25 protein-coding genes are annotated in these 22,769 nt (G+C 69.7%); 11 read left to right on the top strand and 14 right to left on the bottom strand.

From position 1 onward, the window contains the following. Positions 1-1,354, top strand: a 1,354-nt coding sequence (locus AAHM41_RS09970) for a tetratricopeptide repeat protein (protein ID WP_342236380.1), incomplete at its 5' end; no start/stop codon positions are given. A gap of 136 nt (positions 1,355-1,490) precedes the next feature. Here AAHM41_RS09970 and AAHM41_RS09965 read toward each other — a convergent pair. The 3 genes from AAHM41_RS09965 to AAHM41_RS09955 are packed head-to-tail and all read right to left on the bottom strand — an operon-like array spanning position 1,491 to position 4,206. Then, complete coding sequence (locus AAHM41_RS09965) at positions 1,491-2,213, bottom strand: MOSC domain-containing protein (RefSeq protein ID WP_342236379.1); 723 nt, start codon at positions 2,211-2,213, stop codon at positions 1,491-1,493. Between the two features lie 52 nt (positions 2,214-2,265). Then, positions 2,266-3,447: a patatin-like phospholipase family protein gene (locus tag AAHM41_RS09960; RefSeq protein WP_342236378.1), complete on the bottom strand. Its 1,182-nt coding sequence runs from the start codon at positions 3,445-3,447 to the stop codon at positions 2,266-2,268. A gap of 21 nt (positions 3,448-3,468) precedes the next feature. Continuing rightward, the gene (locus AAHM41_RS09955) at positions 3,469-4,206 is read right to left on the bottom strand and encodes an acetoacetate decarboxylase (protein WP_342236377.1); all 738 of its coding nucleotides are present in this window, start codon (positions 4,204-4,206) and stop codon (positions 3,469-3,471) included. Between the two features lie 243 nt (positions 4,207-4,449). Here AAHM41_RS09955 and AAHM41_RS09950 point away from each other — a divergent pair, with 243 nt between their 5' ends. Next, a complete protein-coding gene (locus AAHM41_RS09950; RefSeq protein ID WP_342236376.1) occupies positions 4,450-4,617 on the top strand; it encodes a YdcH family protein in 168 nt (55 codons plus the stop codon). An 81-nt stretch (positions 4,618-4,698) separates the two neighbouring features. Here AAHM41_RS09950 and AAHM41_RS09945 read toward each other — a convergent pair whose 3' ends face one another. Together AAHM41_RS09945 and AAHM41_RS09940 are read right to left on the bottom strand one after the other, a co-directional pair. Then, positions 4,699-5,292, bottom strand: coding sequence for a DUF1013 domain-containing protein (locus tag AAHM41_RS09945; RefSeq protein ID WP_342236375.1), 594 nt, complete (start codon positions 5,290-5,292; stop codon positions 4,699-4,701). 147 nt (positions 5,293-5,439) lie between these two features. Continuing rightward, entirely contained in the window at positions 5,440-6,441 is a 1,002-nt protein-coding gene (locus AAHM41_RS09940) for an NAD(P)H-quinone oxidoreductase (protein ID WP_342236374.1), read from the bottom strand. Positions 6,442-6,633: 192 nt separating this feature from the next. Between AAHM41_RS09940 and AAHM41_RS09935 the strand changes: the two genes are divergently transcribed. The 3 genes from AAHM41_RS09935 to AAHM41_RS09925 all read left to right on the top strand — a co-directional run bounded on the left by AAHM41_RS09935 (position 6,634) and on the right by AAHM41_RS09925 (position 8,270). Further along, complete coding sequence (locus AAHM41_RS09935; RefSeq protein WP_342236373.1) at positions 6,634-6,816, top strand: DUF1192 domain-containing protein; 183 nt, start codon at positions 6,634-6,636, stop codon at positions 6,814-6,816. Between the two features lie 46 nt (positions 6,817-6,862). Further along, positions 6,863-7,645, top strand: a complete 783-nt coding sequence (locus AAHM41_RS09930) for a 3-hydroxybutyrate dehydrogenase (protein ID WP_342236372.1) — start codon at positions 6,863-6,865, stop codon at positions 7,643-7,645. A 163-nt stretch (positions 7,646-7,808) separates the two neighbouring features. Beyond that, positions 7,809-8,270: an Hsp20 family protein gene (locus AAHM41_RS09925; RefSeq protein ID WP_342236371.1), complete on the top strand. Its 462-nt coding sequence runs from the start codon at positions 7,809-7,811 to the stop codon at positions 8,268-8,270. A 318-nt stretch (positions 8,271-8,588) separates the two neighbouring features. Here AAHM41_RS09925 and AAHM41_RS09920 read toward each other — a convergent pair whose 3' ends face one another. Continuing rightward, entirely contained in the window at positions 8,589-10,484 is a 1,896-nt protein-coding gene (locus tag AAHM41_RS09920; RefSeq protein ID WP_342236370.1) for a propionyl-CoA synthetase, read from the bottom strand. A 168-nt stretch (positions 10,485-10,652) separates the two neighbouring features. On the opposite strand from AAHM41_RS09920, the gene AAHM41_RS09915 reads away from it, so the two are divergent. Beyond that, positions 10,653-12,272: an acyl-CoA synthetase gene (locus AAHM41_RS09915; RefSeq protein ID WP_342236369.1), complete on the top strand. Its 1,620-nt coding sequence runs from the start codon at positions 10,653-10,655 to the stop codon at positions 12,270-12,272. A 7-nt stretch (positions 12,273-12,279) separates the two neighbouring features. On the opposite strand, the gene AAHM41_RS09910 is transcribed toward AAHM41_RS09915, so the two are convergent. After that, positions 12,280-12,615, bottom strand: coding sequence for an MFS transporter (locus AAHM41_RS09910; protein WP_342236368.1), 336 nt, complete (start codon positions 12,613-12,615; stop codon positions 12,280-12,282). Then, a complete protein-coding gene (locus AAHM41_RS09905; RefSeq protein WP_342236367.1) occupies positions 12,612-13,616 on the bottom strand; it encodes an MFS transporter in 1,005 nt (334 codons plus the stop codon). The genes AAHM41_RS09910 and AAHM41_RS09905 overlap by 4 nt, the downstream gene beginning before the upstream one ends. A 189-nt stretch (positions 13,617-13,805) precedes the next feature. On the opposite strand from AAHM41_RS09905, the gene AAHM41_RS09900 reads away from it, so the two are divergent. Then, on the top strand, positions 13,806-14,291 hold the full coding sequence (locus AAHM41_RS09900) for a MarR family winged helix-turn-helix transcriptional regulator (protein WP_342236366.1): 486 nt from the start codon (positions 13,806-13,808) through the stop codon (positions 14,289-14,291). Position 14,292: 1 nt separating this feature from the next. On the opposite strand, the gene AAHM41_RS09895 is transcribed toward AAHM41_RS09900, so the two are convergent. Next, a complete protein-coding gene (locus AAHM41_RS09895; RefSeq protein WP_342236365.1) occupies positions 14,293-14,703 on the bottom strand; it encodes a DUF2000 domain-containing protein in 411 nt (136 codons plus the stop codon). A gap of 182 nt (positions 14,704-14,885) precedes the next feature. Here AAHM41_RS09895 and AAHM41_RS09890 point away from each other — a divergent pair, with 182 nt between their 5' ends. Further along, positions 14,886-15,710: an AraC family transcriptional regulator gene (locus AAHM41_RS09890; RefSeq protein ID WP_342236364.1), complete on the top strand. Its 825-nt coding sequence runs from the start codon at positions 14,886-14,888 to the stop codon at positions 15,708-15,710. On the opposite strand, the gene AAHM41_RS09885 is transcribed toward AAHM41_RS09890, so the two are convergent. From AAHM41_RS09885 to alkB, 4 genes are read right to left on the bottom strand one after another with little or no spacing between them, the layout of a single operon-like run. Then, positions 15,707-16,834 carry an NAD(P)/FAD-dependent oxidoreductase gene (locus tag AAHM41_RS09885; RefSeq protein ID WP_342236363.1) on the bottom strand — a complete coding sequence of 376 codons (1,128 nt, stop codon included), beginning with the start codon at positions 16,832-16,834 and terminating at the stop codon, positions 15,707-15,709. The genes AAHM41_RS09890 and AAHM41_RS09885 overlap by 4 nt on opposite strands. Beyond that, on the bottom strand, positions 16,831-18,018 hold the full coding sequence (gene uxuA / locus AAHM41_RS09880; protein WP_342236362.1) for a mannonate dehydratase: 1,188 nt from the start codon (positions 18,016-18,018) through the stop codon (positions 16,831-16,833). Before uxuA ends, AAHM41_RS09885 begins: the two co-directional genes overlap by 4 nt. Positions 18,019-18,031: 13 nt before the next feature. After that, positions 18,032-18,805: an SDR family oxidoreductase gene (locus AAHM41_RS09875; protein ID WP_342236361.1), complete on the bottom strand. Its 774-nt coding sequence runs from the start codon at positions 18,803-18,805 to the stop codon at positions 18,032-18,034. A 46-nt stretch (positions 18,806-18,851) separates the two neighbouring features. Next, positions 18,852-19,505, bottom strand: coding sequence for a DNA oxidative demethylase AlkB (alkB, locus tag AAHM41_RS09870; RefSeq protein WP_342236360.1), 654 nt, complete (start codon positions 19,503-19,505; stop codon positions 18,852-18,854). Between the two features lie 243 nt (positions 19,506-19,748). On the opposite strand from alkB, the gene AAHM41_RS09865 reads away from it, so the two are divergent. Further along, positions 19,749-20,390 (top strand): glutathione S-transferase family protein, encoded by a 642-nt coding sequence (locus tag AAHM41_RS09865; RefSeq protein ID WP_342236359.1) that lies wholly within the window; start codon positions 19,749-19,751, stop codon positions 20,388-20,390. Between the two features lie 4 nt (positions 20,391-20,394). On the opposite strand, the gene AAHM41_RS09860 is transcribed toward AAHM41_RS09865, so the two are convergent. Next, positions 20,395-22,233 carry a chloride channel protein gene (locus tag AAHM41_RS09860; protein WP_342236358.1) on the bottom strand — a complete coding sequence of 613 codons (1,839 nt, stop codon included), beginning with the start codon at positions 22,231-22,233 and terminating at the stop codon, positions 20,395-20,397. A 125-nt stretch (positions 22,234-22,358) separates the two neighbouring features. Here AAHM41_RS09860 and AAHM41_RS09855 point away from each other — a divergent pair, with 125 nt between their 5' ends. Both AAHM41_RS09855 and AAHM41_RS09850 read left to right on the top strand, forming a co-directional pair. Then, positions 22,359-22,532, top strand: coding sequence for a hypothetical protein (locus AAHM41_RS09855; RefSeq protein ID WP_342236357.1), 174 nt, complete (start codon positions 22,359-22,361; stop codon positions 22,530-22,532). A 76-nt stretch (positions 22,533-22,608) separates the two neighbouring features. Next, positions 22,609-22,767: a DUF3309 family protein gene (locus AAHM41_RS09850; RefSeq protein WP_342236356.1), complete on the top strand. Its 159-nt coding sequence runs from the start codon at positions 22,609-22,611 to the stop codon at positions 22,765-22,767. Positions 22,768-22,769 lie beyond the last annotated feature (2 nt).

Raw genomic sequence — 22,769 nt, 5'->3', positions numbered from 1 at the left:
ACTGGCCGATCCAGGAGGGATCTGCATCTCGGACACAGTGTGGAAGCAGCTAGCCGGCAAGTCCTCCGTCGCGTTCGAAGACATCGGCGAACGCGAGCTGAAAAACATGGCGCAGCCGGTCCGAGTCTTCCGTTGGGGGGAGGCGACGGTGGCGGCCGCGCATGCCATGCCTCTGCCGCTGCCCGAAAAGCCCTCCATTGCCGTCCTTCCCTTCGACAACCTGAGCGGTCAGCCGGAAGAGACCTATTTCAGCGACGGCATCACCGAAGACATCATCACCGGCTTGGCGCGTTTTCACTCGCTGTTCGTGATCGCTCGCAACTCCTCCTTCGCCTTTCGCGGCAAGCCGATCGACGTTGCGGAAATCGGTCGCAGGCTCGGTGTCTCCTACCTGCTCGAGGGCAGTGTCCGCCGAGCTGGCGAGCGCGTGCGCATCTCCGCCCAGCTGGTCGAGGCGGCGGCCGGGGCGCATGTCTGGGCCGAGCGTTATGACCGCAGCCTCGGCGATGTCTTCGCGGTGCAGGACGAAGTCGCGCAAGTGATCGTTTCCACACTCGTCGGCCGGATCGAGAACGCCAGTCTCAAGCGATCGGCGCAGACGCCGACCGACAATCTCACGGCCTATGACTGCCTGCTGCGCGGCATTGCCCACTTCCGAGGCTACGCCGCAGACGATAACCAGAAAGCCTGCGAAATGTTCGAGCGCGCGGTCGAGCTCGATCCTCAGTACGCCGTCGCGCATGCCTACTTGGCTTCCGTCCGCGTCGCGATGTGCGGCTATGCCTCCGCGCCGGCCGAGGTGCTCGCAGCCTCGCGCGCACTCGGCATGCACGCTGTGGAGCTGGATGCTCAGGAGAGCCGCTGCCACCGTTTGCTGTCCAATATCTACCTGTACAGTCGCGACCATGACGCAGCGGAACACCATCTGCGGCGATCGATCGACCTCAATCCGAACGATGCGGATAGCTTGATACAGATGGGGTATCTGCTGGTTCTGCGGGGTCGCCCCGATGCGCTCGGGTGGATGGAGGCGGCGATCCGCCTGAACCCATTCCATCCCACTTGGTACAATGCCAACCTCGGCGTCGCCTTCTATTCCCTCCGCCGGTACGCTGAGGCGGCGCAGGCCTTCAGGCGACTGCTCGACCCCTGGCAATGGTCGCGGGCGCGGCTGGCGGCCTGCTACGCCCAACTCGGGCAGGAAACGGAAGCGCAGGAGCAGGCGGCTAAGGTCATGCGGTTGAACCCGGCGTTCTCCATCAACGAATATTTTCGCACCAGCATCCTGCTCGAGCGCGAGGAGGACCGGGAGCACCTCCGGGAAGGGCTGATCAAAGCCGGGTTGCCGAAATAATGCGCCTGTTGAACCCGCATGGTTGGTCGAAGGGCCGCTTTTGGTGTGCATTCCAGTCGCGAGCGTCGCTCAAGCGATGGACCGCGAACCGCCCAAAGGCGACAGGTCCAGTCTCGGCACCTCGCGGGCTCCGGCCCTAATCCAGCACCTGCACCGGGTCTCCGACCCGGATCTCGCCCGGCGCTTCGACCGTGCACAGCACGCCGAGATGGGTGGCGTTGCGCTTGGCGACCGCCATCAGCACGGCGGGGTCGAGTGGCAGGCCGCTCTGGGCCAGGGTGGTGAAGGCGCAGCGCACGCAGGGATCGACGATGCGGATCCGTACCGCGCCGATCGCCACCAGCCGCCCGATCCAGCCGGTCTCGGCGAAGCCCTCGGCGTCGGGCAGGTCGAGCACCAGGTTCGGCCGGAACCGGCGCACATCGATGGCGCTGTCCGGCAGGATCGCCTGCAGCGCCGCCAGTGAGGCGGTGGTCAGGATGTGGATCGGGTGGCGCTCGTAGCGCGGCTTCAGCGGTCCGGCCGTCGCCGTCTCGGCCGCGTCGGCGGCGTGGGGCCGCACCTGGACGGGAAAGCCGAAATGCGCGGCCAGGGCATCGCCGGCGGCGTCGGCCGGCAGGCTGCTGCCGTCCGGGAAGTCGAGCCGCAGCCCGTCGGCGCCGCCCCGGGCCCGGATCTGCGGCGCCGGGCGCCAGCGGCGCTTGCTCTCCGGGAAGGCGGTCTCGCCGCTGTCCGGGTCGGCCAGACCCCAGACCCGGTCGCCGGCCAGGCCGGTGGCATCGACGGCGCACACCTCCAGCCGCTCGCCGCCGAGCGAGCTGACCGGATAGCGCCACAGCGCCGCGACCCGTCCGTGCATCGCAAAACCCCCTGCCATCCGCCGGCATTATCGCGGATGCGGGGGTGGACCGCTACCGGTCCTGCCGGTGCACATCGTGGGAGACCACGCCATCTTCCGGCGTCGGCCGGTCCAGCCGGCGCGGATCGGCCAGGGTGCGGCGGATGTCGTCGAGGCCGCTCTGCCAGTGCTCGCGCATCGCGTCCAGCCCGAACTCATAGTCCTTGGAATGGCCCTCATAGGCCTTCGACTGGTAGATCAGGTGGACGATGTTGTAGGCGCGATGGCAGGCCAGCTCCGCGATCGCCTTGATCTCCGGGTCCTGCTTCGCCTCCTCCGGCAGCCGTTCCATCACCCGCTGCAGCGCCTGGCGCATCTTCTGCATCTGCATCATATAGGTGGTGATGGCGCGGGTCCGGCTGGAATACTGGATGTCCTTCTGCCGGCTCGAGACCTCCATCAGATCGTCCGGCATCCGGCCCTTGGCCGACCACAGATCGACCTGGAAGGTCAGGGTGTCGCGCCGCGGCTCGGTCGACAGGACGTAGGACAGCGGCGTGTTCGAGACCACGCCGCCGTCCCAGTAGAACTCGCCGTCGATCTCGACCGCGGGGAAGCCGGGCGGCAGGGCGCCGGAGGCCATGAAATGCTCCGGCCCCAGTCGCCGTTCGGTCGTGTCGAAATAGACGAAGTTGCCGCTGCGGACATTGACCGCGCCGACGCTGACCCGGATGTCGCCGGAATTCAGCCGGTCGAAATCGACCAGCCGCAGCAGCGTGTCGCGCAGCGGGCTGGTGTCGTAAAAGCTGGTGGCGGCGTCGCCGGCGAAGGGCGACAGGTAAGGCGGCGGGAAGCGCGGCTTGAAGAAGCCGGGCTGGCCCTGGAACAGCGCCCGCATTGCCGCCGCGGCGTTGTGCACCGAGCGCGTGTCGAAGGCGAAGGGCAGCGCCTCCGCCAGGCCCTCGCTCGACGGCCACTCGACCGGGACGGCGCAGATCGTTTCCCAGAACTCGCGCAGCCGGTCCACCCGCTGCGCCTCGGGCGAGCCGGCGATGATCGCGGTGTTGAGCGCGCCGATCGAGATGCCGGCCAGCCAGGTCGGCCGGATGCCGGCCTCGTGCAGCCCCTCATAGACGCCGGCCTGATAGGCACCGAGGGCGCCGCCGCCCTGCAGCACCAGGGCGACGACGTCGTAGGGCGGCACCTCGATATGGCCGGGGGCGCTGCGCGCCTGCTTCCGTTTCACGCCACGCATTCAGCCTTCTCCTCCCGCCTGTCAGGCGAGGTAATCGTGCACGACGGTGCCGAGGCCGAGCGTCAGGTCGGCGACGAGATGCTTGGCCGACAGCACCTCCAGCACCGGCAGCTCGGCGATCGGCGCCAAGGCGTGCGGATAGAGGTCCAGCGCCGCCGGGCCGGTCCAGGCGCCCTTCACGGTCACGTCCTCGAGATAATAGCGCACCAGCTCGCAGATCCGCGGGCTGCCGTCGACATGCGGTATGATCTTGAGCAGGAAGTTCGGCGCGCCCAGCCCCTTGGCCTCGGCGGCCAAATCCAGGGTGCGGTGCTTGTAGCCCATGGTGCCGGTGGCGATGCGGATCGAGCCGTAGTTCAGCGTGCCGACCAGCGTATCGGTCTCGACCGCGAGCGTCGGCTGGGCCAGCTTCTTCGGAAAGCCCCACAGCTCGCGCCCGCCGGCGATCGGGGGATGGTCGTTCAGGAACATCTGGTGGGTGTAGCCGCCGGTCTGGCCCTGGTAGCGCACCGGGATCACCTGGCCGCTCTCGGTGTAGTCGCCGAAGCCGGTCGAATCCGGCATGCGGATGAACTCGTAGCTCACCACCGGCTCGATGATCTCCAGCGGCTCCGGCACCACCCGGCGCAGCGCCTCGGGGTCGGTGCGGTAGCGGATGATGAAGTACTGGCGGTCGACGAAGCGGTACGGGCCCGGCGGGAAGGCCGGGCTGGTCAGCGGCATGGCGAAGGCGGTCTTCCGCACGGTCTCGGCATCCATTGCCTGCATCCTCGCTGTTGTGCGCTGCACAAGACTAGCCGAGCGAAGCGGTGGAAGGAGTCGGAAACCGTCGCGTTAAGGAAATTTCACGTCCGTGACGCGGCGGATTGCACAGGGCGACCGATTGTCCCGCATCCGTAACAGGAATAGATGCCACGTTGACTTGCAACCGCCATCGGGGCGTAACATATGGGAAAGAGGAGGGGCTGAACCACTGTCCAGCTTTCAACAGAGGAGCGAGAGATGGCTGTCGCAGAGCGTATTGAAGCGCTTCGGACCAAGCACGCCGCCCTGGATCGCACATTGGAAGACGCGGTCCACCGCCCCCTACCCGACGAGCTCGAGATCGTACGGCTGAAAAAGGAAAAGCTGAGACTGAAGGATGAAATGGCGCGATTGGATCACGCCTGACGGAGAGATCACGGATCTCCGAATCCTAAGGGCGGTGCCGGGGGGCGCCGCCCTTGTCGTTTGTGGAGACCGAGTCGCGCCTCAGTCCTCCTGGGTTTCCTCGGCGTCCTCGTCGAAGCTGATGGTCGGCGTCGGGATCGCGCCCGGCGGCAGGTTGGCCCGGGCCTTGGTCAGGGCGGCATCCAGCTCCAGATAGGAGCAAAGACCCACCATCACCGGGCTGCGCGGCTTCAGGTTCGGCGAATTCCAATGGCTCTTGTCGCGGATCGCCTGGATGGTCGGCTTGGTGGTGCCGATCAGCTTGCAGATCTGCGCGTCCGACAGCTCCGGATGCTCCTTCAGCAGATAGGCGATGGCGTCCGGCTTGTCGCCGCGCTTGGTCACCGGCGTGTAGCGCGGGCCCTTGGAGCGGGCGACCGGCTGCGGCATGTCCGACACCGCCATGCGCAGCCGGGCGTTCGGGTCGGCCTGGCAGCGATCGATCTCCGCCTGGGTCAGCTGGCCGTTGACGATCGGGTCCAGCCCGACCATGCCGATCGCGACCTCGCCGTCGGCGATGGCCCGGATCTCCAGCTCATGCAGGCCGCAGAAGGCGGCGATCTGGTCGAAGCTCAGCGATGTGTTCTCGACGAGCCAGACGGCGGTCGCCTTCGGCATCAGGGGTTGTTTGTTCATTCTTCGCGTACTCCTCTGCGCAAAGCGATCCCGCCGCGACCGGCCGGGGCGGCCGACCTGTCCTCTCGCACTCGTATTTAAGGGAGGGGAGCGGGGTCGGCGCGGCGCCGCCCACTGTGCTCGACCTAGGGATGTCGCGCGCCCGAGTCAAGCGAGGAGTACGATTTTCCCGACATGCGCGCTCGATTCCATCAGCGCATGCGCCTCCGCCGCCTGGGCCAGCGGGAAGGTGGCGTGAATCACCGGCCTGACCCGGCCGGCCTCGATCAGCGGCCAGACCTCGGCCTGCAGCGCCGCGGCGATGGCGCCCTTCTCGGCGACGCTGCGCGGCCGCAGGGTCGATCCGGTCAGGGTCAGCCGCTTGGCCATCACCTTCTGCAGGTCGATCTCGACCTTCGAGCCCTTGAGGAAGGCGATGCTGACCTGCCGGCCGTCCACCGCCAGCGCGTCGATGTTGCGGGCGACATAGTCGCCGCCGACCATGTCGAGGATCAGGTCGACGCCGCGGCCGCCGGTCTTCTCCTTGACCACGGCCAGGAAGTCCTGCTCGCGGTAGTCGATCGCGACATCGGCGCCCAGGTCGCGGCAGGCGCGGCACTTCTCGGCGCTGCCGGCGGTGGCGAAGACGATGGCGCCCCAGGCCTTGGCCAGCTGGATCGCGGTGGTGCCGATGCCGCTCGACCCGCCATGCACCAGGAAGCGCTCGCCGGTCTGCAGCCGGCCGCGCTCGAACACATTGGTCCAGACGGTGAACAGGGTCTCGGGCAGGCCCGCCGCCTCGGCCGCGGACAGGCCCTTCGGGATCGGCAGGCATTGCGGCGCCGGGGCGACGCAGAATTCGGCATAGCCGCCGCCGGCGACCAGGGCGCAGACCGGGTCGCCGACCGACCAGCCCGTCACCCCCGGGCCGATGGCGGCGACGCTGCCGGCGACCTCCAGCCCCGGCAGCGGGCTGGCGCCCGGCGGCGGGTTGTACAGGCCGCGGCGCTGCAGCACGTCGGGCCGGTTCACCCCCGCGGCTTCGACTTTGATCAGGATCTCGCCGGTCCCGGGCGACGGCACCGGCAGGGTCGCCGGCTGCAGCACCTCGGGCCCGCCGGGGGCCTGGATCACGATCGCGGTCATGGTCTCTGGGAGGGCGCTGGTCATCGGCTCACGCTTCCGTCTCGGGAATGGGCGGATGATGACCGAATTGTCACTCGGCCGTCATCCGGGCGTCGGATGGAGCGGCCTAAGGTCGCCCGTCGACAGTGTAGGCGCTCCGGCACGCTTGCGCTCCGGGCTTGCCGATCCTCGCGCCGCCCGCGAGGATTGTCCATCCGCTGCCGAAGGAGATGGCCGATGGACCCGGAAGACCTCGAACCGCGCCTGCGCAAGGCGCCCCCGAAGCCGCTCGACGGCCTCTCGATCGCCGAGCTCGAAGAATATGTCGCCGAGCTGGAGGCCGAGATCGTCCGGGCCCGCGGCGTGATCGCCGGCAAGCAGAGCCACAAATCGGCGGTGGATGCGCTGTTCAAGCGCTGAGGCGCCCTCGAAGACTTTTCTCCCCGTCATCGTAAGGAACGGACCCATGTTGAAGGGCAAGGTTGCGATCGTCACCGGATCGACCAGCGGCATCGGGCTGGGCATCGCCCGGGTGCTGACAGGCCAGGGCGCCGACATCGTGCTGAACGGCTTCGGCGATGCCGGCGAGATCGAGGCGATCCGCAGCGGCATCGAGCGCGAGCACGGGGTGCGCGCGGTCTATGACGGCGCCGACATGTCGAAGGGCGACGCCGTGCGCGGCCTGGTGGCCGCCACGGTCGAGAAGCTCGGCCGGGTCGACATCCTGGTGAACAATGCCGGTATCCAGTTCACCGCGCCGGTGGAGGAGTTTCCGGCCGAGAAGTGGGATGCGATCCTGGCGATCAACCTGTCGGCGGCGTTCCATGGCATCGCCGCGGCGGTGCCGGTCATGAAGAAGCAGGGCTGGGGCCGGATCATCAACATCGCCTCGGCCCACGGCCTGGTGGCTTCGACCCACAAGGCGGCCTATGTCGCGGCCAAGCACGGGCTGATCGGGCTGACCAAGGTGGTCGGGCTGGAGAATGCCGGCAACGGTATCACCTGCAACGCCGTCTGCCCGGGCTGGGTGCGCACGCCGCTGGTGGAGAAGCAGATCAGCGCGATCGCGGCCGAGAAGGGCATCAGCCAGGAGGAGGCGTCCCGTCAGCTCCTGGGCGAGAAGCAGCCGTCGATGACCTTCGTGACGCCGGAGCAGCTGGGCGGCACCGTCGCCTTCCTGTGCTCGGACGCGGCGGAGCAGATCACCGGCACCAGCGTGTCGGTCGACGGCGGCTGGACGGCGCAGTAACCGGCCGTTTCGCTTGGTCGGGCGCCGCGGAGCGCCCCTTGAACCGGGTTTCATCCTCCCCAGATACAGGTCGTGGCGGCGCCCAGAAGGGGTCGCCACGATCGCTCACCGCGGCGCGACCATGATGGTGCGCCGCTCAGGTATCGCTCACTGGAGGATATCCATGCGTACTCTCGACCTTTCCCCGCTGTTCCGCTCGACCATCGGCATCGACCGCCTGTCGCGGCTGCTCGATTCCGCGCCGCAGTTCGACGCCGCGGCGCCGTCCTACCCGCCCTACAACATCGAGAAGACCGGCGAGGATGCCTACCGCATCACCATGGCGGTGGCGGGCTTCGGCGAGGACGACCTCGAGGTCGTGACCTCCGAGAACACCCTGACTATCCGCGCCAAGGCGACCTCCGACGACGAGGAGAAGAGCCGGGTCTTCCTGCATCGCGGCATTGCCGGCCGGGCCTTCGAGCGGCGCTTCCAGCTGGCCGACTACATCAAGGTCGGCGGCGCGACGCTGGTGAACGGCCTGCTCAACATCGACCTGGTCCGCGAGGTGCCGGAGGCGCAGAAGCCCCGCACCGTGAAGATTGCGGTCGGCCAGGGCGAGGCGCCGAAGCAGATCGCCGCCTGACGGGCCGGAAGGGGCGCCGCCGCCGCGGCAGCGCCCCCTTCCCGAGCCGCAGAGACAAAAAAAGAGGGCCGCTTTCTGCGGCCCTCGTTTTTTGAAGCCTCGCCTGCTCAACTCGAGCATTGCGCGACGATAAGAGCGCTTTTGCCGCTGCGTCAAGAACTCGTTTGGGTCAGAAAAACCCTTTGTTTTGAAGGGTTTTCAGTTGTTCGCCGGCAGCCGACGGGACGCGCTGAATCGCAAGAGCGCTAAATGATCTTAAAAATGTAATATTTCTGGGGGCTTGCCGTTCGGGGCTTAGACCAAGTGGAAACGGGAACGTTACCCGCGATTATAGCCCGATCGCCGCAAGGTCACACGAATTTCATCGAGAATCGTCGGATCGTCGATCGTCGCCGGCACGGCGAAGGGAAGCGAATCGGCGATTCGGGCCATCGTGCCGCGCAGGATCTTGCCCGACCGGGTCTTCGGCAGGCGGTCGACGATCATCGCCGTCTTGAACGCCGCGACCGGGCCGATGCCGTCGCGCACCCGCTGCACCGCCTCGGCCGCGATGGCCTCGTGCGGCCGCGCCACTCCCGCCTTCAGCACCAGGAAGCCCAGCGGCACCTGGCCCTTGAGGTCATCCGCCACCCCGATCACCGCGCATTCGGCGACATCGGGATGGCCGGCCAGCACCTCCTCGATCTGCCCGGTCGACAGTCGGTGGCCGGCGACGTTGATGACGTCGTCCACCCGGCTCATGACGAAGACGTAGCCGTCCGCGTCGACCAGCCCGGCATCGCCGGTCTTGTAGTGGCCCGGATACTCCTCGAGATAGGCGCTGCGGAAGCGAGCATCGGCCCGCCACAGCGTCGGCGCGGCACCGGGCGGCATCGGCAGCCGGCAGGCCAGCGCCCCGATCTCACCGCGCGGCATTTCCCGCCCGTCCGGCCCCAGCGCGCGCACGTCCCAGCCCGGCATCGGCCGGGTCGGAGAGCCCGGCTTCACCGGCATCGGCTCCAGACCCAGCGGGTTGGCGCAGATCGGCCAGCCGGTCTCGGTCTGCCACCAATGGTCGATCACCGGCACCTGCAGCAGCTTTTCGGCCCAGCCCAGCGTGTCGGGGTCGCAGCGCTCCCCGGCCAGGAACAGGGCGCGGAAGCTCGACAGGTCGCGGCCGGCCAGCAGCCGGCCCTCCGGATCCTCGCGCTTGATGGCGCGGAAGGCGGTCGGCGCGGTGAACAGCACCGACACGCCATGCTGCTCGACCACCCGCCAATAGGCCCCGGCGTCGGGCGTGCCGACCGGCTTGCCCTCGTACATCACGCTGGTGCAGCCGGCCAGCAGCGGCCCGTAGACGATGTAGGAATGGCCGACCACCCAGCCGACATCCGAGGCGGTCCACATCACCTCGCCGGGCTTGACGCCGTAGATCGCGGCCATGCTCCAGGCCAGGGCCACGGCATGGCCGCCCTGGTCGCGGACGATGCCCTTGGGCTGGCCGGTGGTGCCGGAGGTGTAGAGGATGTAGAGCGGGTCGGTCGCCGCCACCGGCACGCAGGCCGCCGGGTCGGCCGCCGTCTCGAGTTCGGCCCAGTCGTGGTCGCGGCCGGGCGTCATCGCTGCCTCGCATTGCGGCCGCTGCAGCACCACCGTCGCCGGCACCTTGTGCCTGGCGAGGCCGAGGGCGGCGTCGAGCAGCGGCTTGTAGGCGACGATGCGGCTGACCTCGATGCCGCAGGAGGCGGAGACGACCAGCTTCGGCTCGCAATCGTCGATCCGCGCCGCCAGCTCCGGCGCCGCGAAGCCGCCGAACACCACGGAATGCACCGCGCCCAGCCGGGCGCAGGCCAGCATGGCGATCGCGGCCTCCGGCACCATCGGCATGTAGATCACCACCCTGTCGCCGGCGCCGACGCCCAGGCCGCGCATGGCGCCGGCGAAGCGGGCGACCCGGTCGGTCAGCTCGGCATAGGTGAAGCGCCGCACCGTGCCGGTGACCGGGCTGTCATGGATCAGGGCGACCCGGTCGCCATGGCCGGCGGCGACGTGGCGGTCGAGCGCGTTGAAACAGGTGTTGAGACGGCCGCCAGAGAACCAGCGGAAGAAGGGGGCGTTGCTGTCATCCAGCACCCGGTCCCAGCGCCGGTCCCAATCGATCGCGGCGGCGGCCTCGCCCCAGAACCCCTCCGGGTCGGCGAGCGCGCGGCGATAGGCCTCGGCATAGGCTCCCATGGCGTCCTCCCGGACCCTTGCTTTCCCTGAGCCTAGCGCCGCAGGCTCTCGGGAGCGAGGCCGGTGTCGCGTTCCGGCCACCGCCGGGCGCGGCCGGCGGAGCCCGATCCCGGCGTTCCGCCGGAGACTGGGCGGTGCCAGAATGTCTCCGCACAGGGAGGCCCGCCGATGCCGCACACTTACGACACCGATCTCGACCGCAACGCCGCCAACTATGTGCCGCTGACGCCGATCTCCTTCCTCGGCCGGGCCGCCCTGGCCCATCCGGACCGGACGGCGGTGGTCTATGGCGAGGTGAAGCGGAGCTGGCGCGAGACGGCGGAACGCTGCCGCCGCCTGGCCTCGGCTCTCTCGCACCGCGGCATCGGCAAGAACGACACGGTGGCGGTGATGGCGCCGAACATCCCGGAGGCGTTCGAGGCGACCTATGGCGTGCCGATGGCCGGCGCGGTGCTGTGCGCCCTCAACACCCGGCTGGACGCCGGGGCCATCGCCTTCCAGCTGCGCCACTCCGAGACCCGGGTGCTGCTGGCCGACCGCGAATACGCCGCGGTGGTGCGGGCGGCGCTGGCGCAGCTCGACGCGCCGCCGCTGGTGGTCGACATCGTCGACCCGGCGGTGCCGGGCGAGCCGGTCGGCGGCCTGACCTATGAGGATCTCCTGGCCGAGGGCGACCCGGCCTATGCGGGCATGATGCCGGGCGACGAATGGGATGCCGTCGCGCTCAACTACACCTCCGGCACCACCGGCGACCCGAAGGGTGTGGTCACCCATCACCGCGGCGCCTATCTCAACGCCCTCGGCAACGTCGTCACCTGGGCGATGCCGCACCATCCGGTCTATCTCTGGACCCTGCCGATGTTCCACTGCAACGGCTGGTGCTTCCCCTGGACCATCACGGCGATGGCCGGCACCCATGTCTGCCTGCGCCGGGTGGCCGCGCGCGACATCTACGCCGCCATCGCCGACCACGGCGTCACCCATCTCTGCGGCGCGCCGATCGTGATGGGCATGCTGCTGAACGCTCCGGCCGGGGAGCGGCGCGACTTCCCGCAGTCGGTGCAGATGATGACCGCGGCCTCGCCGCCGCCCGCGACGGTGCTGGAGGGCATGGCCCGGCTCGGCATCAAGGTCACCCATGTCTATGGCCTGACCGAGGTCTACGGCCCGGCCGTGGTCTGCGACTGGAAGCCGGAATGGGATGCGCTGCCGGCGGGGGAGCAGGCGCGGCTGAAGTCGCGCCAGGGCCTGCCCTATGTGGTGCAGGAGGGGCTGATGGTGGCCGACCCCGACAGCCTGGCCCCGGTGCCGCCGGACGGCGAGACGCTGGGCGAGGTGTTCATGCGCGGCAACATCACCATGAAGGGATATCTGAAGAATCCGTCGGCCACCGCCAAGGCCTTCGCCGGCGGCTGGTTCCACACCGGCGACCTCGGCGTCATGCACCCGGACGGCTATATCGAGCTGAAGGACCGGTCGAAGGACATCATCATCTCCGGCGGCGAGAACATCTCGACCATCGAGGTCGAGGGCGTGCTGTACCGCCACCCGGCGGTGCTGGAGGCGGCGGTGGTGGCGCGGCCGGACGAGAAATGGGGCGAGACCCCCTGTGCCTTCGTCACGCTGCGGCCGGGCGCCAAAGCGACGCCGGAGGAGATCATCGCCTTCAGCCGCCAGCATTTGGCGGGTTTCAAATGCCCGAAGACGGTGGTGTTCGGCGAGCTGCCCAAGACCTCGACCGGCAAGATCCAGAAATTCGTGCTGCGGGACCGGGCACGGGCGCTGTAGGCGCCAGCTAACGTGACGGGCCTAGCACCTGTGCGGCCGGGCTGGTGCCGCCGCCTTCCTCCACCGCCGCCAGGTCGGCGCCGCGGGTCTCGCGCGAGAGCAGCACGCACAGGATGCCCGGCACCGCCATCAGCGCGGCATAGATTGCGACGGATTGCGGCGTGCCGGTCCAGCCCAAGAGCGCGGTGCCGATCAGCGGCGCCACCGACCCGCCGACCACCGAGGCGACTTGGTAGCTGACCGACATGGCGGTGTAGCGCACCCGGGTCGGGAACAGCTCGGTGAACCAGGCCGACATGCTGCCGACGATGATGCCGTGGCAGGTCAGGGTCAGCAGCGTCACCCGCAGCACCGTCTCCGGCGCGTGCCGGGCGGCAGGGTGAACAGCAGCGCGCTGGCGCCGATGCCGGCAACCAGGCCCAGCAGCATCACCGGCCGCCGGCCGACCAAATCCGAGACCCACGCGGCCGCCATGATCACCGCGACCTCCAGGATCGAGCCCCAGAACAGCGCGTCCGACCCGACGCCGCGGGCGAGGCCGAGGAACTGCACCACCAGCACCAGGAAGAAGGTGGTGAACAGGTAGAACAGCGTGTTCTCCGCCGCCTTCACCAGGAACACCTGGCCCATCGGCCGCCAGTGGCTGCGGACGGCCTCGGCCAGCGGCGCCGCCGGCACCTCGCGGCGCTTGGCGGCGAGCTCGGCGAAGACCGGCGATTCCTCGACCCGCCGCCGGACCCAGAGGCCCAGCAGCACCAGCACGATCGAGAACAGGAAGGGCAGGCGCCAAGCCCATTCGGCGAAGCCTTCCTCGCCGTAATGCGCGGTCAGGGCGCCGATGGTGGCGGCGGCCAGGACATTGGCGGCCGGCCCGCCGATCATCGGGAAGCTGGTCCAGAAGCCGCGCCGCCGTCCCGGCATCGATTCAGCGACGATCAGCAGGGCGCCGGTGGCCTCGCCGCCAACGGCGATGCCCTGCAGCACGCGCAAGCCGACCAGCAGGATCGGCGCCAGCACCCCGGCCGTGGCGTAGGTCGGCAGCAGGCCCATGGCGAAGGTGGCGGCGCCCATCATCAGCAGGCTGACCACCAGCGCGTTCTTGCGCCCGATCCGGTCGCCCAGCGCCCCGAACAGGATGCCGCCCAGCGGCCGGGCCAGGAAGCCGATGGCGAAGGTGCCCAGGACAGCCATGGTGCCCGCCAGCCGGTCCTCGCCCGGGAAGAAGGCCTTGTCGAACACCAGCACGGCGCAGAAGGCGAAGATGAAGAAGTCGTACCACTCGATGATGGTGCCGACGGCGCTGGCGAACAGCAGGCGCACGCGCTCCGCGATCGTGGTGGTCATGGATCCTCCCTTCGTCCTTTGGTCGCTTGATCCGGCCATCCGCCCTGCGCCGGGCTTGCCGCGGCCGCGCCCTCGCGTATGGTCGGACATTCCATCGGCCGCGCGCTTCCTCGCGGCAGGCGGCTGACTTGAACGGAAGCCAATCTCGTTTCATATGAAACGAATGTCAAGTGGGCGGGGAGGCCGGCGATGCGGGACCAGGCGGTGCGGGCAGAGTTCGATCTCGAGGCGTTCCTGCCCTATGAGCTGTCGGTGGTCAGCAACCGGGTCAGCCGCACCTTCGCCCGGCGCTATGCCGATTCCTTCGGGCTCAGCATCCCGGAATGGCGGGTGATGGCGATGGTCGGCCGCTACGCGCCGCTGTCCTCGAACCAGATCTGCGAGCGCACGGCGATGGACAAGGCCAAGGTCAGCCGGGCGGTCAGCCGGCTGATCGCGGCCGGCTATCTCAGCCGTGGCACCCACCCGGCCGACCAGCGGCTGATCCAGCTCGGCTTCACCGCCGCCGGCCGCCGGATCTACGATTCGATCGTGCCGCTGGCGCAGGAGATCGAGGCCGAGCTGATGGCCGCCTTCGAGCCCGGCGAGCGCGAAATGCTGCGGCGCCTGCTGCGCAAGCTCGACGCCCGCGTCTCCAGCCTCGGCACGCCGGCGGACGCGGCCGGGGAGGATTAGGTCACGGATGCAGCGACAGGCCCTTCAGCACGCGGTCGACATCCTTGCGGTCCTCATGCATGGCGAAGCCGACCAGGTCCAGCGCCTCGCCCGGCACGGCCTTGACCGCGGCGCGGTTGGCGTCGTCATAGCCGGTGGCGAACAGCTCGGCGGTGTAGATCGCGATGCGCATGTTGCGGGCCAGCGCCCTTGCATGCGCCGCCTTCAGCGCCTCGGCCGTGCCGGCGAAGACCAGCACCGGCTGGCGGAACATCGGCAGATACAGGTTGCCCGACCCGTCCTCATAAGGCGCGCCGACCAGCTCCGGCCGGGTGGCGGAGAGGCCGCTGACCGTGAAGGCGGTGACGTTCAGCTTCTGCCACACCGGCAGGTCCTCGCGCAGGGCGACGGCGATCTTGGTGTCGAACCGCATGCATGCTCCATCCATCTTCCGTCATCCCCGCGAAAGCGGGGATCTCTCTGGATTCCGAAGAGATTCCCGCTTGCGCGGGAATGACGACTCAAAATTCGATGCCCAGGCTATGAATCAAGCCGCCGCCCGGCTTGTACGATCGTGCTGTGGCGGTGGCCCCCGGCGCGGCCTAACATGTGGCCATGGACAGCGGCGAATGGGTCACGGTCGGGCTGGACCGGCGCTTCGGCGTCGAGCGGTTCCGCGCCCATTTCACCGCCCATTGCTATGAGCGGCACGCGCACGAGACCTATGCCATCGGCCTGACCGAGGCGGGATCGCAGAGCTTCTTCTGCCGCGGCGGCACGCATCGCACCCGGCCGGGATCGGTCATCACCTTCAACCCGGCCGAGATCCATGACGGGCACGCGACCAATGCCGAGGGCTTCCTGTACCGGATGCTCTATGTGGCGCCGGAGACGGTCGCGGCCGTGCTCGACGACGCCGGCATCCTCCCGCCCTGGGCCCTGGCCTTCCCCGACATCCTGTCCGAGGACCCGGTCCTCGCGGCGCTGATCGCCCGCACCGTCGACGCTTTCGCCGAGCCGGGCGCGACGCTGGCGCGGTCCGAGGCGCTGGCGGCGATGGTGGTGGGGCTGGCCCATCGCCAGGCCGGAGCGCCGGCGCCGGATCTGTCCCGGCCCGCCGATGCGGCGCTGGCGCGGGTGCGCGACCATCTGCACGCCCATCTCGGCGACGACGTCACCGCCGACGACCTCGCCGCCGTGGCGGGGCTCAGCCGCTTCCACATGTCCCGCGCCTTCACCCGCCGCTATGGCGCGGCACCGGCGACCTATCTGCGCTGGATCCGGCTGGAGCGGGCCAAGCGGATGCTGGCGGCAGGCGAGGCCCCGGCCCAGGTGGCGGCGGCCACCGGCTTCACCGACCAGGCCCATCTGACCCGCCGCTTCAAGGGCGCCTACGGGGTCACCCCGGCGCGATTCCAGAAGGCGGCACGGGCGGCTTAGGCGGCCAGCCCCAGCCGCTGCACCACCTCATCGGCGATCGACAGGCTGGAGGTCAGGCCCGGGCTTTCGATGCCGAACAGGTTGACCAGGCCGGGCACGCCATGCCCCTCCGGCCCCTGGATCACGAAATCCGCGGCGGCGGCGCCGGGCGGGGTGATCTTCGGGCGGATGCCGGAATAATCCGGCAGCAAGGCCCCGTCCGGCAACGCCGGCCAGTAGCGGCGGATGGCGGCGTAGAAGCTTTCGGCCCGCGCCGGGTCGACCCGATAGTCCAGCGTGTCGACCCATTCGACATCGGGGCCGAAGCGCACCCGGCCGCCCAGGTCGATCGTGGCATGGGTGCCGAGGCCGCCGGGCACCGGCACCGGATAGATCAGGTGGCGGAAGGGCGGCCGGCCGGACAGGCCGAAATAGTTGCCCTTGGCCAGGAAGGGCTGCGGCACCGATGCCTCGGGCACCCCGGCGATGCGGCGGGCGATGGCGGGCGCCGACAGGCCGGCCGAGTTCACCACCCGGCGGGCCACCAGCTCCATGCCGCCCTCCTCGGTGGCGACCTGCAGATGCAGCCCCTCGGGCGTGACCGCGGCTGATTCCAGCCGGCTGTGATAGGCGATCATCGCGCCGCGGGCCTCGGCGTCGCCCAGCAGCGCCAGCATAAAGCCGTGGCTGTCGACGATGCCGGTGGAGGGCGAGAACAGCGCCGCGGTGCAGGCGATCTCCGGCTCCAGCGCATGCGCCTCGTCGGCGGTCAGCGGCCGCAGCGCGTCGTCCTCGCCGGTCAGGCCGTTGGTCCGGGCCGCGGCTTCGATCCGGACCAGCGTCGCGGCTTCCTGCTCGTCGGTGGCGACGATCAGCTTGCCGCAGCGCTTCGCGGTGACACCGTGCTCCTCGCAATAGCGGTAGAGAGCCCGCCGGCCGGCGACGCAGTGCCGGGCCTTCAGGCTGCCCTGCGGGTAGTAGATGCCGGCGTGGATCACCTCGCTGTTGCGGGCCGAGGTCTCGGTGCCGAAGGCATCCGCCGCCTCCAGGATGATCACCTCCTGCCCGGCCAGGGCCAGCGCCCGGGCGACGGCCAGGCCGACCACCCCGGCGCCGACGACGACGGCATCGACGGTGTCGGTCATGCCGCGCCGCGCAGCTGGCCGATCGCCCGGGCCACCCCGCGCAGCTCCGCCAGCCCCTTCAGCCGGCCGATCAGGGAATAGCCGGGGTTGGTCTTCTTGTGCACGTCATCGGCCAGCAGATGGCCGTGGTCGGGCCGCATCGGGATCTCCCAATCCGTCCGCCCGGCGGCCTTGCGCGACCGCTCCTCCGCCATCAGCGCGTCGATCACCGCCACCATGTCGGCGCCGCCCTCGAGATGCTCGTCCTCGAAGAAGGAGCCGTCAGGCTCGACCGTGACGTTGCGCAGATGGGCGAAGTGGATGCGCGGCGCGAACTCCCGCGCCATCGCCGCCAGGTCGTTGTCGGCGCGCGAGCCGTAGGAGCCGACGCAGAGCGTCAGCCCGTTCGCCGGGCGGTCGACCATGGCCAGGACGGCACGGGCATCGGCGGGGGTGGAGACGATGCGCGGCAGCCCGAACAGCGGGAAGGGCGGGTCGTCCGGGTGGACCGCCAGGCGGGCGCCCACCTCCTCCGCCACCGGCACGACGGCGGCCAGGAAGGCCTTGTAGTTCGCCCGGAAATCGTCGGCGGTGAGGCCGTCATAGAGGGCGAGGCGGCGCTCGAACCCAGCCCGGTCGTTGACCGCGCCGGCCACGCCCGGCAGGCCGGCGATGATGGTCTTCTCCAGCTCGGCCTGCTCGCTCTCGCTCATCGCCGCGACACGGTCGCGGGCGCGGGCCAGCACCTCCGGCCGGTGGTCGGCCTCGGCCCCTTTCCGCTTCAGGATGAAGGTGTCATAGGCGGCCATGTCGACCGCGTCGAAGCGCAGGGCATAGCCGGTGGTGGGCAGCCGCCACAGCAGGTTGGTGCGGGTCCAGTCGACCACCGGCATGAAGTTGTAGCAGATGGTCGTCACCCCGGCCGTGGCGACGTTGCGCAGTGACTGGGCGAAGGTGGCGATGGCCTCGGCCGCGCCGGCACCGCCGGTCTTGACCGCGTCGGGCAGGGGGATGCTCTCGACCACCGACCAGGCCAGGCCCGCGCCCTCGATCACCGCGCGGCGCTCGGCGATCTCCGCCTCCGGCCAGACGCTGCCGTCCTGGCGGTGGTGCAGGGCGGTGACGATGCCGCTGGCCCCCGCCTGCTTGACATGGTCCAGCGTCACCGGGTCGTTCGGGCCGAACCAGCGCCAGGTCTCCTTCATCGTCTCCAGCCCCTCATCGCGTGTTGATCTTGTTGCGGCCGACCATCGGATACTGCTCGACCTCGTACACTTGGCCGGTGACCGGCGCCGACCGGTCGGACAGCCAGAACACCGCATGCTGCGCCACCTCCTCCGGCCGCAGGATGCGCCCCGTGGGGGCCAGGGCCGGCGGGATGTGCTCGGCCCAGTCGTCGGGCCGGCCCTCGCGGCGCTGGATCGCGCGCTCGGTCTCGGTCAGGGTCCAGCCGACATTCAGCTGGTTGACCCGGATGCGCTCGGCCGACAGCCCGTCGCCCAGGTTGCGCGTCATGGTCATCAGCGCCGCCTTGGACATCGAATAGACCAGCAGGTTGTCCTGGCCGCACAGGGCGTTGACCGAGCCGATATTGACGATGGCGCCGCCGCTGCCCTGGGCGCGGAAGGCGCGCACCGCCTCGCGGCACAGCAGCAGCGGCGCGCGGGCGTTGACGGCGAAGATGGCGTCGAAGGCGGCCTCGTCGGCCTGCTCCAGCGTCGTGCGGGCCAGGGACGCGGCGTTGTTCACCAGCCCGTCGATCCGGCCATAGGTGCGCAGGACGGTGTCGATGATGGTCGCCGCCGCATCGGGCACGGTCAAATCGGCCAGCACCGAGGCGGTGCCGCCGAGATCCACCGCGGCCTGGGCCAGCGCCTCGGTCTCGATGCCGTGCAGCACCACGGTGGCGCCTTCGGCCTGCGCCGCCCAGGCGATCGCCAGGCCGATGCCGGAGGAGGATCCGGTGACCAGAATGACCTTGCCCTGAAGCATCTTGCGACGTGCTCCCGTCCCAACCGACCCGGCTTTCATAGCGGCATCAGAGGGCCTTCCGAAAGGTCAGGTTTATCCGCTGCCGGCCCAGAATCGCATGGCTGCCGTCCGGCAGCGGGGCGATGCCGTGGAAGGCCAGCCGCGCCGGGCCGCCCCAGACCGCGACATCACCATGCTCCACCCGCACCCGGCGGGTCGGGTCGCCACGCTGCAGCCCGCCGAACAGGAAGGTCGCGGGCAGGCCCAGCGAGACCGAGACGATCGGCGCGCCGGTGTCGCGCTCGTCACGGTCCTGGTGCAACGACAGGCGCGAGCCGGGCTCGTAGCGGTTGATCAGGCAGGCGTCGGGCACGAAGGGGCCAAAGCCGGCCTTGATCGAGGCGGCTTCGGCCAGCGCGGCGAAGACCGGCGGCATCGCCGGCCAGGGGCGGCCGGCGATCGGGTCTTCGGGGTCGTAGCGATAGCCGCTGCGGTCGCTGACCCAGCCGACCCGGCCGCAATTGGTCATCGCCACCGACATGCGGTAGCCGCCGGGCGTAACCAGGTGGCGGAACGGCGCCGCGGCCTCGACCGCCCGCACCGCCGCGACCAGCGCCTCGGCCCGGTCGCGGGCGAAGCCGCGCAGCAGCACCGCGCCCTCGGCCAAGGTCTCCTCATCCGGCCCCGGGCCGGGAAGGTTGTCGAACAGATCGGCCGTCATGCTCCGGCTCCCTCAACACCATCAATCAACGTCATTCCCGCGAAAGCGGGAATCTCTTTCCGTTGGGTGGCCACGAGATCCCCGCTTTCGCGGGGATGACGGAAAGGGTTTGCACGGATCTACAGGACCGTTTTGCTCGACGTATTCCATCCCTTGCGGTCAAATTGGGCGCAAGAAGCGGAGTGTTGCGCACGGCCGGGTAGCGAGACACTGGATTATCACCGCTCAGGCCCAAGGCTGCCCATGATCACCCTCTACGACTACCTGCCGTCGCAGAACGCCTACAAGGTCCGGCTGCTGCTGTCGCATCTGCAGCGGCCTTACCGCACCGAGATCATCAGCATCTTCGAGGGCGAAGGCCAGCGGCCCGAGTACCTGGCGGTCAACCCGACCGGCGCGGTGCCGGCGATCAAGCTGGACGACGGCCGGGTGATCGCCGAGTCCAACGCCATCCTGGTCTTCCTGGCCGAGGGCACGCCCTACCTGCCGGAGGACCGCTTCGCCCGGGCCAAGGTGCTGCAATGGCTGTCCTTCGAGGGCGACTACGTCCAGTCCACCATCGCGACGCTGCGGCACTGGGTCATGACCGGCAAGGTGGGGCGCCGCCCGGCCGCGCTGGTCGAGGCCAAGCGCGAGGGTTCGCTGAAGACGCTGGCGATCCTGGACCGCGAGCTGTCGCAGCGCGCCTGGCTGGCCGGGCCGGCCTACAGCGTCGCCGACATCGCCGTCTTCGCCTATGTCCACCGGGCGGAGGAGGCGGAGCTGCCGCTGGCCGATTTCCCGAACGTGACGGCCTGGATCGACCGGGTGCGGTCGCAGCCGAACTTCCTGGCCGAGACTTTTCCGTATTCGATCGACCCGCACTCCGCCAAGGAATTGCCCTGAGCCCTCACTCGGTCGAGCGGAACCAGCGCTCGCCGACATCCTCGGCGCGGCGCCGCTCCAGCTCCTCGCTGTAGCGGCGCAGGGCGTAGGCCTCGCTGACATAGCCGATGATCCGCCGCTCCTGGGCGTCGCTGACCACCGGCAGGGTCTCGGTCTCCGCCGCCTGGAACAGCTCCAGCGCGGTGCGGATGGTCTGGCCGGGCAGCAGGATGTAGGCGGCGGCGTGGCGCAGCGTGCCGATCTCGGTCGTCTCCGCCTCGGCGTCGTGGTCGGCATTGTGCGCGTCCGACACCTGCACCACCCCGGCGGCGCGGCCGGCGGAATCGGTGACGAAGACGCGTTGGGTCGACCCGACCGGGAATTGCCGGCGGAAATCGGCCACCGTCGTCGTGTCCGGCACGCTGCGGGCGTCGCGGCGCATCAGCCGGGCGACGGTCAGGTCGCGGATCCAGCCGACATCCTGGGCGCCGCGGATCGCCTCGCCGCGCAGGTGGAAGCGCCAGGTGGCGAAGGAATAGCCGAACAGGTGCCGCACCACCGCGGCCGCGACCACCACCCCGACCATGACGCCGATGGTGACGGAGAAGTCGCCGCTCAGCTCCAGCGCCAGGAACGTCATGGTCAGCGGCCCGCCGATCACCGCGGCGGCCATCGAGGCCATGCCGACCAGGGAATAGGCGAGGTGCTCGACCGGATGGCCGGGCAGGGCCAGCGCCGTCAGCTGGGCCAGGATGCCGCCGAACAGCGCGCCGGTCAGCAGCGAGGTGAAGAACAGGCCGCCGCGGAAGCCGGCGCCGAGCGAGATTGCCGCCGCGGCGGTCTTGGCCACCAGCAGCAGGACCAGCGCGGTCAGGGGCGGCGCCAGGGTGAGGTCGGCATAGAGCGCCCCATGGCCGGAGCTCAGCACCTCCGGGAAGCGCAGCGCCATCAGCCCGACGATCAGCCCGCCCACGGCAGGGCGCAGGATCTGCGGCAGGGCCAGCCGGCGCATCGCCCGCTCGGTCCAGGTGACGCCCTGCATCATCAGGATGCCCAGGCCGGCGCAGGCCAGGCCGATCAGGACGAAGAGGGCATAGTCGGCGGCGTGCAGGCCGGTGGTCCAGGTCACCGTCAGGAACGGACCCTCGTCCAGCAGCACCCGCTCGACCGCCGTGGCCGCCAGCGCCGCCGCCACCACCGGCGCCAGCGTCGCCGCGGTGTAGGCGCCCATGATCAGCTCGAAGGCATAGAAGGTGCCGGCCAGCGGCGCATCGAAGGCGGCGGCGATCGCGGCCGCCGCGCCGCAGCCGACGATGGTGCGCAGATCGGCCCGGCGCAGCCGGAAGATCTGGCCGATACGCGAGGCTAAGCCGCCGCCGATCTGGGTGTAGCCGGCCTCCATGCCGACCGAGGCGCCGACCCCGCTCGACATCAGCGTGGCGCCGGCGACGACGAAACCGTCGCGCAGCGACATCCGGCCGCCATACAAGGCGTTGGCCTCGATCGGGTCGACCGGCGGCCGCGGGCGCCAGCGGCTGATCGCCCACATCACCCCGCCGAAGGCCAGGCCGCCCAGCACCGGCACCAGCACGGTCAGCAGCGGGCTGGTGTCGATGCTGGCGCTCAGGCGCTGGCCGCTCGGCAGGGCGAACAGCAGCTCGTGCATGATCTGCAGCGCCCAACGCAGGGCGACGACGCCGAGGCCGACGATGACGCCGATCGCCACCGCCAGCAGCGGCAGGGCGACCTCGTTGGCGCGCACGGCGCTGCGCAGCCGGGTCCACAGATGCAGGCGCAGCAGCTGCCGGCGCAGGCCGCGTGGGGGCGGGGAGATCGTCACGTCTTCGGCCTGTGGCGTGGCCATGGTCGCCGCCGTGTCGGGAGGTCCCGTTCTTGTGGCCGAGCCCGGCGGGGCGCGCAAGGGATCCAGGCTCGACGAATGGTCGCAACTGGGTTCTAAGGAATGCAGGGGGCGATGGGGATGACGCGATGGTTCTGATCGGCTGCTTCCTACCTTTCATCCTGGCGCTCGTCGGCGCCGTGGCCGGCCACCTCCTCGGCAGCGGCAGCATCGGGCTGTGGGGCATGGGCATCGGCTTTGCCGCCGGGCTGGCCCTGGCGGCGGTGATCGGCGCGCTGGCGCTGCAGTCCAAGCGCGACTGAGCGGCCCGGCCGGCCGGAACTGAAATTTCCCAACTCGTATTGAGGGAATCAGCGCGAACAACGGCGAGGTGCCGTCATGGGTATCGGAACCATCCTGCTGATCATCCTGATCGTCCTCTTGATCGGCGCCTTTCCGTCCTGGCCGTACAGCAGCGGCTGGGGCTATGGGCCGAGTGGCTTGCTGGGCGTGATCGTCGTCGTCCTGTTGATCCTGGTCCTGATGGGGCGGGTATAGGC

The organism is Inquilinus sp. OTU3971 (genome assembly GCF_038440215.1).
This window is presented reverse-complemented; position numbering and strand designations above follow the sequence as displayed.